Genomic DNA, 13,308 nt, shown 5'->3' with positions numbered 1-13,308 from the left:
GTAGTTTGAAACTGTTTTTTCGGTTTTCCAATACCGTTAATTAGGTTGATTTCCCAGATGATTGGGTTAATAACTTTCTAGGAGAAATGCAAATAAATAAAATTAAGCAGTTTTTATTAGAATTCATCATGAAAATTCAAGACATTTCACTAAAGTTTAATAGCTAGCAGTTTGATATATTAAATATTAATTAAGCAAAGGAGTTGGATATATGACAATCACCTTGAATGAAAAAGAATTAGAAACGATTCATAATGCTAAGCAAATAGCTAACGATATTCGCGATCGAGTAAAGGAAACTGAAACTCTCCGTCGCATTCCAAACTCTACAATCCAACAATTAAAAGATCATGGCATTTTCAAGATGCTGCGTCCAGCCAGGTATGGTGGGTTAGAAGTTAATATCCAAACTTATAGCCAAGTTATTTTAGAAATATCAAAAGCATGCGCTTCTTCAGGTTGGGTTGCTTCTTTATGTGCGATTCGTGAAATGATGGTTGCTGAATCCTTCAGTGAAAAAACACATCTGGAAATTTTCAGTGGGGATCCGGATGACGTGTTGTTTGCAGGAGTGTATGAGCCCCGTTCATGTACTGTTAAGAAAGTTGAAGGCGGTTACATAGTGGAAGAAGGGCATTGGATGTTCTGTTCGGGCTCACTGCATGCTACTTGGGGTTACTTCGGCATGTATTTAAAAGATGATCTCGGAAATATTCAAGAGCAACTTTTGATGACATTGCCATTTGAAGAGTTAGAAGTGGAAGATGATTGGTTCACTCTTGGATTACGTGGTACGGGCAGTAACGCGGTTCACATGAAGAATGTATTCATACCGGAACATCGGTGTACGTCTTTTGTCAATGTATTGGATGGACATTTCCAATCGGAACATCTGCGAGATAATCCACTATATAGTTCGGCATTATTCCCTTGTCTCATATTATCTTTAGCATTACCGGGATTAGGTGTGATGCAAGAAATGCTACGTTTGTTCCATCAAAGTTTACCTTATCGAACCGCGCAACATATGGGCGTCAAAATGATTAAGGATGCAGCAAGTACTCATAGCATCCTTGCCGAAGCAACATTAAAGGTAGAAACTGCCGAAATCTATTTAATGAATATAGCAAAGAGCATTGATGAATGGGCGAATAAGCTAACAATCATGCCAAAATCAGAACGTCTAAAGATACTTGCCGATATCGGTTATAGTAATCGTCTATTGAACGAAGCGATGCAAGAACTTTTATCCATCGGTGGATCAGGGTTTGTATATGATGGCAATCCGATGCAACGTTTAATTCGCGATTTCATTACTTTGCATTCACATCGTTCATTGTCGCCAGTTATCACTCTTGAGAATTTTGGTCGTCACTTATCAGGATTAGAACCAAATCAAGTCCGCTATTAAATTTATCTTTTGAAAAATAGAGGAGACGATATAGGGTAGTGAATGGTTTTCATTTTTCTAACATGAAAACCGTAAGGAGGGTTTAGGTGTGAAACCACAAATTGCAAAGTTAGGTTATGTAGCTTTAGAGTCTTCAGACATCGAAAAGTCGGTTACCTTTTTCCAAGATGTTATTGGACTAGAGTTAACAGAAAAAGTACAAGATACGTATTATTTTAGAGCTTGGGGCGATTTTCAACATCATACTCTATCTATTTCACCAGGTGAGATGGGAAAAGTGACATACATCGCTTTACGCACAAAAAGTTCAGAAGATTTGTACTTATTTAAAGAACAACTAGAAACGAAAGGTTATAGCATAGAGCATGTAGCAGCGGGAACGACACCAGGAATTGGAGATGCCTTTCAATTTGTTGCCCCATCAGGTCACAGGCTAGAGCTATATTACGATGTTGAAAAAGGAGAAGTGGACGATCATCGGCGATCTGTCTTGAAAAATCAAACATATAAGTCTTGGGCAAAGGGAGCTTCTCCTCGTCGTCTTGATCACGTGAATATCCATACATGTGCCCCAGGAAATAGCGCTTTCGATTTCTTTGTAGAAGAATTGGGCTTCCGTATCAATGAGTGCATTGAAACAGTAGAAGGCAAGCTGTTAGCTGGATGGATGAGCGTGACACCTCTAGTACATGACGTTGCACTTGTAGCACATAATTCATTGGAAACGAAAGCCCGCTTCCATCATATCTCTTATTGGTTAGATAGTTCAGGAGATTTGATGAGAGCGGCAGATATATTGAAAGAAAATGGACTTCAATTCATTGGTCCTGGAAAACACAGTGTTTCACAAGCTATTTATTTATATGTCATTGACCCTGGAAGTGGATGTCGGGTGGAGCTATTTACTGGAGGCTACCTGATCTTCGAACCAGACTGGGAAACGGTTGTTTGGCGACCTGAGGAAAGGGCATTTGGTAACACGTATTGGGGTGACAGTATTACGGGAAATGCACTTATAGTACCAACGATAGAAGCTTAAAGGAGGAATGAAGTGTGAAAATGACAAGGGAAGAGAAATTAATTACTTCGAAGCACATTAATACAGGGGAATATACGACTTGGATGAATGAAACGGGCAAAAAAAATGATGAAACGATCCTTTTTTTACACGGTTCAGGTCCAGGCGTAACATCCATTGCGAATTGGAGCTATGCTTTAGCCGATTGTGCAGATACATTCCACTGTTTGGCACCAGATTTATATGGGTTTGCCAAAAGCGACCATCCAGCAGAGCCATTGAAGAATCGTCAAGCTTGGATGGACTGCTGGATCGAACAAGTGATGGAAATTCTCGATTACTATGAATTAGAAAAAGTTCATCTAGTCGGGAATTCACTTGGTTGTTCTATTGCGCTAGAGCTATTGTTAGAATACCCTGAGCGATTTGACCGCATTGTTTTAATGGGACCCGGTGGTACACCTAATACCAAATTAAGCCTAGAATTAGCCCGTGCTAAGTCATTTTACGATAGCCCTTCCAAAAAAAGATTACAGCAAATCATGGGGTGGTTTGTATACGATAAAGAAAAGATGCAGCCAGTTATAGATGGCTTGACAGATGATCGGTTTGAAAATGCGATGCGTGAAGAGGTACGTCGTTCTAACAATTCCATTTTTTCAACGGCAGCTGTACCGATTCCAACAGTGGCGCTAGGTCGCATTAAAAATCCCATTCTTCTTGTTCATGGTAGAGATGACAAAGTGTGTTCGATTGAATCTAGCTATTATTTAATGGACTATCTTGATGATGCGCAATTACATGTTTTCAGTCAATGTGGACACTGGACGCAAATCGAAAAGAAAGAACAATTCAATCATCTAATACAAGAATTCTTTAATAGGCATTTATAACCTCTTATTAAAAGGCTTATAAAATAGGTAGATTATAGGAGTGAAAAGAATGTCGGAAATAACGGATATCGTGGTCATTGGAGCGGGAAATGCTGCATTATGTGCTGCCATTGCAGCAGCTGAAGAAGGCGTGACTGTCACGATTTTAGAAATATCATCCGCGGAAGAAAAAGGCGGTAACACAGCCTATACACATGGCTCCATTCGATTCGCCTATGAAAATGGTGAACAAGTCCGCACTCTATTACCGGACATGACGGATGAGGAGTTTAATACAATTGACTTTGGTACTTATACGAAAGAGCAATTTTTTGATGACCTTGCCGTGATGTCGAACTATCGAACGGATTATGATTTGGCTTCGATCATGACAAAAATGAGTTATGATACCGTTCGTTGGCTCACTGAACATCATGTTAACTGGATTCCAATCTACGGTCGGCAGGCTTATAAAATGGAAAATAAGTTTAATTTTTGGGGAGGAATGGTCATTGAGGCCGTTGGTGGAGGTAAAGGATTGGTCGATGCTCTCCACCGAGAAGCATTACGACTGGGTGTGAAAATTCACTATGATACAGCAGCAATCGACCTCGTAACCGCAAACCGCACAATTGAAGGAGTTATAGTGCGCAACGGTGACCAAGAACGGATAATTTCCTGTAAAGCTGTCATCTTAGCATCTGGTGGATTTCATGCCAATGTGGCGATGAGGACACAGTATTTAGGACCCGGATGGGATACGGTTCATACAAGAGGTTGTAAATATAATGTTGGTGATGGTCTACGGATGGCAATGTCACTTGGGGCGCGTACGACTGGCAATTGGTCAGGGGCACATGCAGTATGTGGAGATCGATATCTTCAAGATTATAAGGAAGGTTTTCAAAAGTTAAGTTTCCCTTTTGGCATTATGGTTAATCAACAAGGCCGGCGTTTCTTTGATGAAGGGGAAAATTTCCGTAACTATATTTATGCGAAAGTCGGTAGAGAAATTTTAAAGCAACCGGGACAAGTTGCATGGCAAATCTTTGATGCAAAGGTTAAACCTTTTATCCGAGAGGAATACAATGGTCGCCATATTACCAAAGTGACGGCCAATACATTAGAAGAATTAGCTGACAAACTGGATGGCATCAATAAAAATGGATTTTTAAAAGAAGTGGAAACTTTCAACGCTTCCGTTTCTGATGTGGCTTTCAACCCCAATGTTCTAGATGGCAAGAGTGCTGTCGGCTTGGCTGTACCAAAATCAAATTGGGCCAATACACTAGATGAAGGACCCTTTGAGGCCTATGAAGTGGCTTGCGGAATCACGTTCACCTACGGAGGGTTAAAAATCAATAAACAGGCACAAGTGATACACAATGACTTCACTGCCATTGAAGGGTTATATGCAGCCGGTGAAATCGTAGGTGGGTTGTATTATGATAACTACCCTGGTGGTGCTGGCTTGACTTCCGGTGCTGTATTTGGAAAAAGGGCTGGTGAACACGCTGGGCAATACATTCAAAAGTTAAAGAGATTGAAAATTAAAACTACTTAGGGGGTATGGATATGACAATCAAACAAAATAAAGTTAAAACAGGTGATTTTGAAACGTATTTTCATGAGGGTGGTAAGGAACATGAAGAAACGGTCATTTTCATTCATGGGTCAGGTCCAGGAGCCAATGCAAAAGCCAACTGGCAATTTGTCTTAGAAGAATATGCACAAGATTTCCATGTTATTGCACCAGACTTAATCGGATTCGGGGATACGGATCATCCGGAAGTCTATCCGGAAAATGGTGTGCAATGGATGTCGATGCGCGTTCAGCAAATTCTGGACTTGATGGATGCATTGCAAGTTAAAAAAGCCAATTTAATAGGAAATTCCCTTGGTGGCGTTGTATCCATGTACTTGAACATGCAGGCACCGGAACGCTTTGGAAAAGTCGTTCTAATGGGAGCAGGGGTCCTTTTAAAAGAGCCTACTCCAGAACTGATGAAACTTTCTAGTTTCCATCTGGACCCGACAAAAGAAAATTTAAGGAACTTATTAAGCTGGTTTGTCCATGATGTGAATCGCATGAAAGATTTTGTGGATCAGGTAGTAGATGAGCGTTTTGCAATGTTCCAGCGTCCGGAAATTCTTCGTTCATATCGAGAGAACTTCACCAAGTCTTCGTTGACAGAAATGCTTATTCCACAAACTGCACTTGAACGGATGGAGAATGAGTTTTTATTGATTCATGGTTACTACGATCGTTTCGTACCATTACAAAGTAGTCTATATGCACTTGACCATTTGCCAAATGTGGAATTGCGCGTCTTCAAAAAATGTGGACACTGGGTAATGATTGAACAACGAGAAGAATTTTTGCATGAGACGAAGCATTTCTTTACCAAAGATAAAGTTCAAGTGAAAATCTAAATGATTGAAAGGAGGAATTACGATGAGTGAAGCCATAGTGAATATAGAAAACGTCAGTGAGATGCTTATTGAAAACGCACGATCACTACGAAAGGAATTACGCGATGCTACTCTAGAAATAGATCAAACGAGTACATTATCTACGAAAATCGTTGATTCTATACGTGATAAAGGACTTTTGAAAATTCTGCGTCCGAAAATGTTCAAGGGGTATGAAACGGACATGCGCACGTACTTTGATGTTGTAACAGAAATTAGTCGTGGCAATGCTTCAGCTGGATGGTTTGTTTCGCTTAGTAATATTCGGGATTACATGATTTCGTATGCGTTTGGTCGAAAAGCACTGATGGATATTTTTGGACCTAATCAAGATAGGGATGTTGTCTTAGCTGGGAATTTCAAACCCATTCACATTGATATTGAAAAAGTAGATGGCGGCTACATGATTAAAGATGCTAAATGGCCATTTGTCTCCGGTTCACCATACGCGGATTGGTTTTACTTTGGTGCACCAATTGATGATGGCAATGGCGGCGTTGAGATGGCAATCCTGGTTATTCCAAAAGAAGATGTCACGGTTTTAGATGACTGGGACGTTGTGGGTCTTCGGGGATCTGGTAGTAACAGTGTTATTGTGAAGGATGTGTTCATTCCGGAACATCGTACGTCATTGGATCGTCTTGCGCAGCAAGGACATTATGTTATCGATGAACTTAAGGATAATCCGCTATATCGCACACCGTTTGTACCATCGTTAACGTTGTCCATCGTGGCTCCGGCTTTGGGAATCGCGCTTGGTGGCTTTGATTTGCATATGGAGCGCGTGGCAAAAGCGGGAATCGGTAATACCTTCTACAACAAAATGGATGAAGCGGCAGTGACGCATCTGCAAATTTCTGAAATTGATATGAAACTGGAATGTGCACGAATGTTACTGGAAAATGCCATTGGGAATTTAGATGGCCATTCGACAAAAGGGCAAGTTTTTACACAGAAAGAAAGTATCCGGATAAAAGCGCAGTTTGGCTATGCTAATCAATTATGTAAGGAAGCATTTGATTTGATGTTAGCTGGATCAGGATCCATATTCGCTTATAACAACAATGTATTCCAAACATTTTATCGTGATTTCATCACCATGCATTTACATGGTTTCATTACACCGTCAAGTTTATTGGAGACATATGGCCGGGTTATGTGTGATTTAGAGGCAAACACATACTTTGCATAAATTAGATAAGGGGGAAATGGTATGAGTAAAGCAGAAATTTCAAAATTGGGTCATTTTGGGTTAGTGAGTACGGATTTAGAAAAATCACTTTGGTTCTTTAAAGAAGTGGTTGGATTAGAGGAAACTGATGTAGTGAATGGCGTCCATTATCTTCGTGCATGGGGTGACTTCGAGCACCATACATTGTCGATACGTGCTGGAGAGGAAGCTTACTTAGATCACATTGCCTGGCGTACAAAGCGTCGTGAAGATGTCGATTTATTTGCTGAACAACTCGAAAATAGCGGCATAGCCATCAAATGGGTAGAAGAAGGAACCGAAAAAGGACAAGGAAAGGCATTCCGTTTCAAACTACCAAGCGGTCATACTTTTGAAATCTATTACGATATGGAAAAAACATTAGCTTCTCCAGAAACACGTTCTGTGCTAAAAAATCAAACACATAAATCTTGGAACAAAGGTGTGTCTCCGCGCAGAATTGACCATGTAAATCTATTAAGTTCATTGCCTGCGAATGAATTGGTAGACTTCATGCAAGAACACCTAGGTTTTAATCTCCGTGAATATGTAGAGGCACCAGATGGTACGTATGTAGGCGCTTGGATGAGTGTCACTCCACTGGTCCATGACATTGCCTTTAGCTTCGATCCAAACTCACCGTCAACACATGAAGTCCATCATATCGCTTACTGGTTAGATAATGCACAAGATTTATTGAGAGCGGCAGATATTTTAAAAGAAAATGGAATCTTCTTTAAAGGACCTGGAAAGCATGGTATCTCACAAGCCATGTATATATATGCGATTGATCCGGGTAGTGGTGTAAGATTGGAGATTTTTACAAACGGCTATTTAATTTTTGAACCAGACTGGGAACCAATTCGTTGGACGGTTGATGAAATGGATATCGGTTTCACATATTGGGGAGATCAAATGGATGCGAATACAGAAAATAATCCAACCATTAAAGCATAAAGGAGGGGAATCTGGATGGACGATCGTTTATTTCGAGATACAATGGGGAAATTTTCGACGGGCGTGACCGTGATCACAACAAAGCATGATGGTAAGGTGCACGGGATGACGGCAAATGCTTTCATGTCCGTATCCCTTAATCCCAAATTAGTTGTTATTTCAATTGGTGAAAATGCTCGTTGTCTTAACAAAATTCGAGAAAGTGGCCAATTTGGAGTCAATATATTAGCCGAAGATCAGCAAGAATATTCGATGATATTTGCTGGACAGAAGAAGGGTGAAATAGATATTGAATTTGATACATTGGCTGGGGTTCCGGTACTACCAGGTGCTTTAGCTCAAATTAGTTGCGAAGTAGTTTCTTCATATGTCGAAGGGGATCATACATTATTTATCGGTAAAGTGCAGGATATTCTCCTGGAAGAAAAAGAACCATTATTATTCTATTCAGGAAAATATTACTCACTGCAAACCGTCGTCTAGGGGGAAGGTATGAACATTCAATCAGCAAGCCAAGCATTACTAGATGCTGAAAAAAACAAGATACCTATTGAACCTTTTACATCCACAACTAAAATCTCGGTAGATGATGCATATCATATTCAACTGCTGCAGATCCAAAAGAAATTAGAAAATGCTAATTTAGTAGGCATGAAGATTGGTTTGACAAGTAAGGTCATGCAGGACATGTTTGGTGTTGATTCACCGGATTTTGGACATATTTTGAACAATATGGTTTTCGAGAATAATAGTGTAGTATCCGTTTCAAATTTTATCAGTCCAAAGGTAGAATTTGAAATCGCTTTCATATTAAGGGAGGATTTACAAGGCCCGAACATTACGGCGGAACATGTTTTAAAGGCAACCGAAGCGGTGGTACCGGCAATTGAAATAATCGATAGCCGAATTAGAGATTGGAAATTCCGTTTTGAGGATACGGTTGCTGATAATGGTTCATCGGCCGGTGCCATACTAGGCGATATCCATTCCCAACCAACAATGGCTGAATTAGCAAACATTAAGATTATAGCGATGAAAAATGGTTCGGTTTTTGATGAAGGAATTAGCAATGCTGTCATGGAGAACCCAGCAAAGGCCGTGGCATGGCTTGCGAACATGTTAGCAGCCTATGATATTACATTAAAAGCAGGACAATTTATTCTTTCCGGTGCAATCACTGCGGCTGTACCGTTTGAATCGGGAGATGTATTTGAAATAGATTATGGCCCATACGGCCATATGAAGGTAACTTTTTCAGACTGAGGTGACAATATGGAAAAACTAAAAGTGGGAATTATCGGTTCCGGGAATATTGGAACCGATTTAATGTATAAAATTGAACGTTGCGATGCATTAGAAATGTCGGTCATGATCGGTATCGATAAGAATTCAGAAGGCTTAAAACGAGCTAGAGATCGAGGTTATCATACGATTGAAAATGGGATAGAAGGGTTGAAAAATCAGCTGGATCTTGTTGATATCGTTTTTGACGCAACAAGCGCCTACGCACATGCGGAAAATTACGAGGTAATCAAGTCCGCGGGTAAAAAGATGATTGATTTAACACCAGCAGCAATCGGACCTTTCACAGTGCCACCCGTTAATTTAACGGAGCACTTTGATAAAGATAATGTAAACATGGTGACATGTGGTGGACAAGCTACAATTCCCATCGTACATGCTATCAATCGTGTAGTAGCTGTAGATTATGCCGAAATAGTTGCCACGGTTGCGAGCAAAAGTGCAGGCCCTGGCACACGCGCCAACATCGATGAATTTACACGTACGACTTCTCGTGCAATCGAAGTCGTAGGCGGTGCTAAAAAGGGTAAGGCCATTATCATTCTTAATCCTGCTGAGCCACCAATCATTATGCGAGATACGGTGCATGCCCTTGTTTCAGAAAAGGGAAAAGAAGAAGCAATCATTAGCTCTATTCGAGCTATGGTACAAGAAGTACAGGAATACGTGCCAGGCTATCGTTTACGTGGAGAACCTGTTTTTGAAGATCATAAGATTTCTGTATTCTTAGAGGTTGAAGGTGCAGGCGATTTCTTTCCAGCCTTCTCAGGGAATCTAGATATTATGACCGCAGCGGCCGCGCGTGTGGCTAATGAAATGGCGAAGAGTATGTTGGCTCAGGGAGGAGCGGTTTCATGAGGGATGTTCATGTGCTGGATGTATCATTACGGGATGGCAGTCATTCAATGAAACATGCTTTTACCGAGCAGCAAGTAAGAGATATTGCAAGAGGTTTGGATCAGGCAGGAGTGGAGTATTTTGAGGTAGCTCATGGAGATGGGCTTGGCGGTTCCAGTTTACAATACGGTTTTTCCTTGGTAGATGAACTGAAACTCATTGAAACGGCTGTCGATGAATGTCAGCAGGCAGAAGTAGCCGTACTTTTAATCCCAGGAATCGGTATTAAGGAAGATATAAAAGAGGCGGTTAAAGTCGGGGCAAAAATGGCCCGTATTGCAACGCATGTAACGGAAGCGAATATAGCTGCACAACATATTGCCATGAGTAAGGAATTAGGTTTAAAAACAGCAGGTTTTCTAATGATGGCGCATATGGCACAAGTCGATGTCATTGTAGAACAGGCGAAATTGTTTGAGCAATACGGTGCGGACATCATTTACGTGACCGATTCGGCAGGGCATTTGTTACCGAATCAAGTGACGGAACGCATCCAAGCCTTAAAGCAGCATGTGCACTGTGAAATTGGCTTCCATGCACATAATAACATGTCTTTAGCGATGGCGAATTCCCTAGCAGCTATTGAGGCAGGAGCTACATATATTGATGGTTCACTACGTGCGCTTGGGGCAGGTAGTGGCAATACTCAAACAGAAGCATTGATTGCTGTTTTAAATCGTCTCCATATTCAAACTGGTATTGATTTATACAAAATTATTGATACGGCAAATAATACTGTAGCGCCAATCTTGCCGAGACCACAAGAAATATCGGGTTCAAGCCTTATGATGGGCTATGCGGGAGTATATTCGAGTTTTCTACTTCACACTGAAAAAGCTGCAAGACAATTCCAGGTAGATGAACGTGATATTTTAGTAGAACTAGGAAAGCGCAAGGCAGTTGGGGGTCAGGAAGACTTGATTTATGAAGTAGCACAGCAATTGCAACACGCAAAGTAAATACCCTCTCATATCGTAAGAAAAGGAAGAGATAAATACTCTTTCTTTTTTTACAATTCACTAATGATTTTATGAACTTTATCCGTTTTCCATGCAAGTTCACCTTTGTGAAAACGAGTTAATATGTCAGAAGGGAAGACAGGGTGGAACGATATAGAAATAGTGGGTGATTAATATAAAAAAATGTGGAAACTACCGTGCGAAATTTGGAGATGGCCCGATTTGGCATGAAGGATATGGTTTAATTTGGCTGGATATTACGGCGAAGAAAATCATTACGTACAACCCGGAAACGGAACAAGAAAGTGTATATGATGCACTAGGTTGGATCAAATCTATTGTGCCATCAGCGGATGGACAGTTTATTGGCATATATAAAGATGGTTTGTATTATTTGAATTTTAAAAAAGGTAGTAAAGTCCCTTTTGTCTTACCAGATGGACTTAATGATATTCATTATTTGAATGATGGCAAGTGCGGACCGGATGGACAGATTTGGGTAGGAATGTCGGACGGTTTTTTTAAACGCTTCAAAGAATCTCCTTATACAGCATTGTCACATTACCCTTTTGAAAACTCCAAGTTATTTAGTGTTGATGCTGGTGGGAATATTTCTGTGAAACTGGAAAATATAACATTTTCGAATGGATTGGATTGGAATCGCAAGACCCATAATTTTTATCATATTGACTCTTCTAAGCATCTGATTTTCCAATATCAGCTAAAAGAAAATGGTGAAATCCAATTTGAAAAAATCATCTACTCTTTTGAAATGGATGAAGGTTTCCCTGACGGTATGGTAATCGATGCAGATGGAAACCTATGGGTAGCTTTATATAAAGGTGGTACCATAGCTGCTCGCTTAAAGACACCGACGCGAATTGTATGTATCTGTCCTAAAAAGATGGAAGTCATTCAAGAAATTGAACTGCCATTATCACACGTGACCTCTTGCACAATTGGTGGTGAAAACCTAGATACCTTGTTTGTCACGACTGCATATGAACCATTACCAGAGGACAAGGTTAAGCGGGAACCTCTTGCGGGATATTTACTGGCTATTCCGATTGAACAACGAGGAGTGGCAAACTATCAGTTTATGACCAATGAGGATAAAGCGAAAATTAGGTAGTTCTTTATGGAAAACTGATTGAATTTCAGAAAAATGATTCGTAGTTTTCAATAAAAAAAGTTTGTAAGATGGAACCAAAGCTAATCGAGTTTTCATACAGGAAGGAAGAGGAGCATTGAAACCAGAAATTGCGAAGTTAGGACATGTTGCATTAGTTACGAGCGATTTAAATAAATCACTATTCTTTTTCAAAGAAGTGATCGGCTTGGAAGAAACTGAGGAGGTAAATGGTGTTCATTATTTGCGTGCATATAGCGATTTTCAACATCACACATTAAGCCTGGAAGCTGGAGAGGAAGGCTATGTGAAACATATTGGCTGGCGTACTAAAACAGCAAATTGCGTTGAAAGCTTCAAGGGAATATTGGAAAAACACGAAGTGGCCTTTGAAGAATATCCAAAAGGGACAACGGTTGGAATAGGAGATTCAATCCGGTTTAAGATGCCGAGTGGCCATACATTTGAGCTGTATTATGATGTTGAGAAGCCGAAAGCAACAAATGGAAATGCATCGATATTAAAAAATCAGGTATATCAATCATGGCGAAAGGGTATTTCTCCTCGACGCTTCGATCATGTGAATATTCATACGTCTACAGATGTAAACGCTTCATACGAGTTTTTAATGGATGTTTTGGGCTTTAACATGCGTGAATATATGCGCGGTGATGATGGTATTTTAGCAGCTTGGTTAAGTGTAACATCCTTGGTTCATGATGTTGCTTTACTAAAGAAAGATAAATTACCAACTCCGGCTCGTTTGCATCATATTTCATATTGGTTGGATGATTCACAAGATATCTTACGAGCAGCGGATATTTTAAAAGAGAATGGACTGCAATTTATCGGACCAGGAAAGCACGGTGCAACACAAGCTATTTATCTATATGTTATAGACCCAGGAAGTGGGTGTCGTGTGGAATTGTTTTCAGGTGGTTATCAAATTTTCGAACCGGACTGGGAGCCGATTGAGTGGACATTAGAGGAACGGTCTTCCTGCAATACGTATTGGGGTGACACTGTGCAGGATAAGGAACTGAACAATCTTACTATTGAAGTTCGCTAATGTATGGAAGGT

Annotated in this window: 13 protein-coding genes; all 13 read left to right on the top strand. The window is 40.3% G+C overall.

Annotated elements, in window-relative coordinates:
* The first annotated feature begins 211 nt into the window (after positions 1-211).
* The 13 genes from ACIQXH_RS08000 (at position 212) to ACIQXH_RS07940 (ending at position 13,296) form a co-directional block, all read left to right on the top strand.
* Positions 212-1,411 (top strand): acyl-CoA dehydrogenase family protein, encoded by a 1,200-nt coding sequence (locus ACIQXH_RS08000; protein WP_402872375.1) that lies wholly within the window; start codon positions 212-214, stop codon positions 1,409-1,411.
* Between the two features lie 88 nt (positions 1,412-1,499).
* Entirely contained in the window at positions 1,500-2,450 is a 951-nt protein-coding gene (locus ACIQXH_RS07995) for a VOC family protein (RefSeq protein WP_402872378.1), read from the top strand.
* 20 nt (positions 2,451-2,470) lie between these two features.
* Positions 2,471-3,322 carry an alpha/beta fold hydrolase gene (locus tag ACIQXH_RS07990; protein WP_402873160.1) on the top strand — a complete coding sequence of 284 codons (852 nt, stop codon included), beginning with the start codon at positions 2,471-2,473 and terminating at the stop codon, positions 3,320-3,322.
* Between the two features lie 49 nt (positions 3,323-3,371).
* Positions 3,372-4,865: an FAD-dependent tricarballylate dehydrogenase TcuA gene (gene tcuA / locus ACIQXH_RS07985; RefSeq protein WP_402872381.1), complete on the top strand. Its 1,494-nt coding sequence runs from the start codon at positions 3,372-3,374 to the stop codon at positions 4,863-4,865.
* Between the two features lie 11 nt (positions 4,866-4,876).
* On the top strand, positions 4,877-5,734 hold the full coding sequence (locus ACIQXH_RS07980) for an alpha/beta fold hydrolase (protein ID WP_402872384.1): 858 nt from the start codon (positions 4,877-4,879) through the stop codon (positions 5,732-5,734).
* A gap of 22 nt (positions 5,735-5,756) precedes the next feature.
* The gene (locus tag ACIQXH_RS07975) at positions 5,757-6,965 is read left to right on the top strand and encodes an acyl-CoA dehydrogenase family protein (RefSeq protein WP_402872387.1); all 1,209 of its coding nucleotides are present in this window, start codon (positions 5,757-5,759) and stop codon (positions 6,963-6,965) included.
* Positions 6,966-6,986: 21 nt separating this feature from the next.
* Positions 6,987-7,940 (top strand): VOC family protein, encoded by a 954-nt coding sequence (locus ACIQXH_RS07970; protein WP_402872389.1) that lies wholly within the window; start codon positions 6,987-6,989, stop codon positions 7,938-7,940.
* Positions 7,941-7,955: 15 nt separating this feature from the next.
* Complete coding sequence (locus ACIQXH_RS07965) at positions 7,956-8,423, top strand: flavin reductase family protein (RefSeq protein WP_402872394.1); 468 nt, start codon at positions 7,956-7,958, stop codon at positions 8,421-8,423.
* A 9-nt stretch (positions 8,424-8,432) separates the two neighbouring features.
* Positions 8,433-9,203 carry a 2-keto-4-pentenoate hydratase gene (locus ACIQXH_RS07960; protein ID WP_402872397.1) on the top strand — a complete coding sequence of 257 codons (771 nt, stop codon included), beginning with the start codon at positions 8,433-8,435 and terminating at the stop codon, positions 9,201-9,203.
* 9 nt (positions 9,204-9,212) lie between these two features.
* Positions 9,213-10,100, top strand: a complete 888-nt coding sequence (locus ACIQXH_RS07955; protein ID WP_402872402.1) for an acetaldehyde dehydrogenase (acetylating) — start codon at positions 9,213-9,215, stop codon at positions 10,098-10,100.
* The gene (dmpG, locus tag ACIQXH_RS07950; protein WP_402872405.1) at positions 10,097-11,098 is read left to right on the top strand and encodes a 4-hydroxy-2-oxovalerate aldolase; all 1,002 of its coding nucleotides are present in this window, start codon (positions 10,097-10,099) and stop codon (positions 11,096-11,098) included. The genes ACIQXH_RS07955 and dmpG overlap by 4 nt, the downstream gene beginning before the upstream one ends.
* A gap of 166 nt (positions 11,099-11,264) precedes the next feature.
* Positions 11,265-12,230, top strand: coding sequence for an SMP-30/gluconolactonase/LRE family protein (locus ACIQXH_RS07945; protein ID WP_402872408.1), 966 nt, complete (start codon positions 11,265-11,267; stop codon positions 12,228-12,230).
* A gap of 115 nt (positions 12,231-12,345) precedes the next feature.
* Positions 12,346-13,296 carry a VOC family protein gene (locus ACIQXH_RS07940; protein ID WP_402872411.1) on the top strand — a complete coding sequence of 317 codons (951 nt, stop codon included), beginning with the start codon at positions 12,346-12,348 and terminating at the stop codon, positions 13,294-13,296.
* Positions 13,297-13,308 lie beyond the last annotated feature (12 nt).

Origin of the sequence: Peribacillus sp. NPDC097225 (assembly GCF_044761955.1) — a bacterium.
In the GTDB taxonomy this organism is placed as follows: Bacteria; Bacillota; Bacilli; order Bacillales; family DSM-1321; genus Peribacillus.
Note: the sequence above shows the minus strand (reverse complement) of the source record. Positions and strands in the feature narration are given on the sequence as shown.

Coding starts and splice junctions, on each gene's coding strand:
- ACIQXH_RS07965 (WP_402872394.1), top strand. CDS start 7,956: ATGGACGATCGTTTATTTCGAGATACAATGGGGAAATTTTCGACGGGC.
- ACIQXH_RS07990 (WP_402873160.1), top strand. CDS start 2,471: ATGACAAGGGAAGAGAAATTAATTACTTCGAAGCACATTAATACAGGG.
- dmpG (WP_402872405.1), top strand. CDS start 10,097: ATGAGGGATGTTCATGTGCTGGATGTATCATTACGGGATGGCAGTCAT.
- ACIQXH_RS07980 (WP_402872384.1), top strand. CDS start 4,877: ATGACAATCAAACAAAATAAAGTTAAAACAGGTGATTTTGAAACGTAT.
- ACIQXH_RS07970 (WP_402872389.1), top strand. CDS start 6,987: ATGAGTAAAGCAGAAATTTCAAAATTGGGTCATTTTGGGTTAGTGAGT.
- ACIQXH_RS07975 (WP_402872387.1), top strand. CDS start 5,757: ATGAGTGAAGCCATAGTGAATATAGAAAACGTCAGTGAGATGCTTATT.
- ACIQXH_RS08000 (WP_402872375.1), top strand. CDS start 212: ATGACAATCACCTTGAATGAAAAAGAATTAGAAACGATTCATAATGCT.
- tcuA (WP_402872381.1), top strand. CDS start 3,372: ATGTCGGAAATAACGGATATCGTGGTCATTGGAGCGGGAAATGCTGCA.
- ACIQXH_RS07955 (WP_402872402.1), top strand. CDS start 9,213: ATGGAAAAACTAAAAGTGGGAATTATCGGTTCCGGGAATATTGGAACC.
- ACIQXH_RS07960 (WP_402872397.1), top strand. CDS start 8,433: ATGAACATTCAATCAGCAAGCCAAGCATTACTAGATGCTGAAAAAAAC.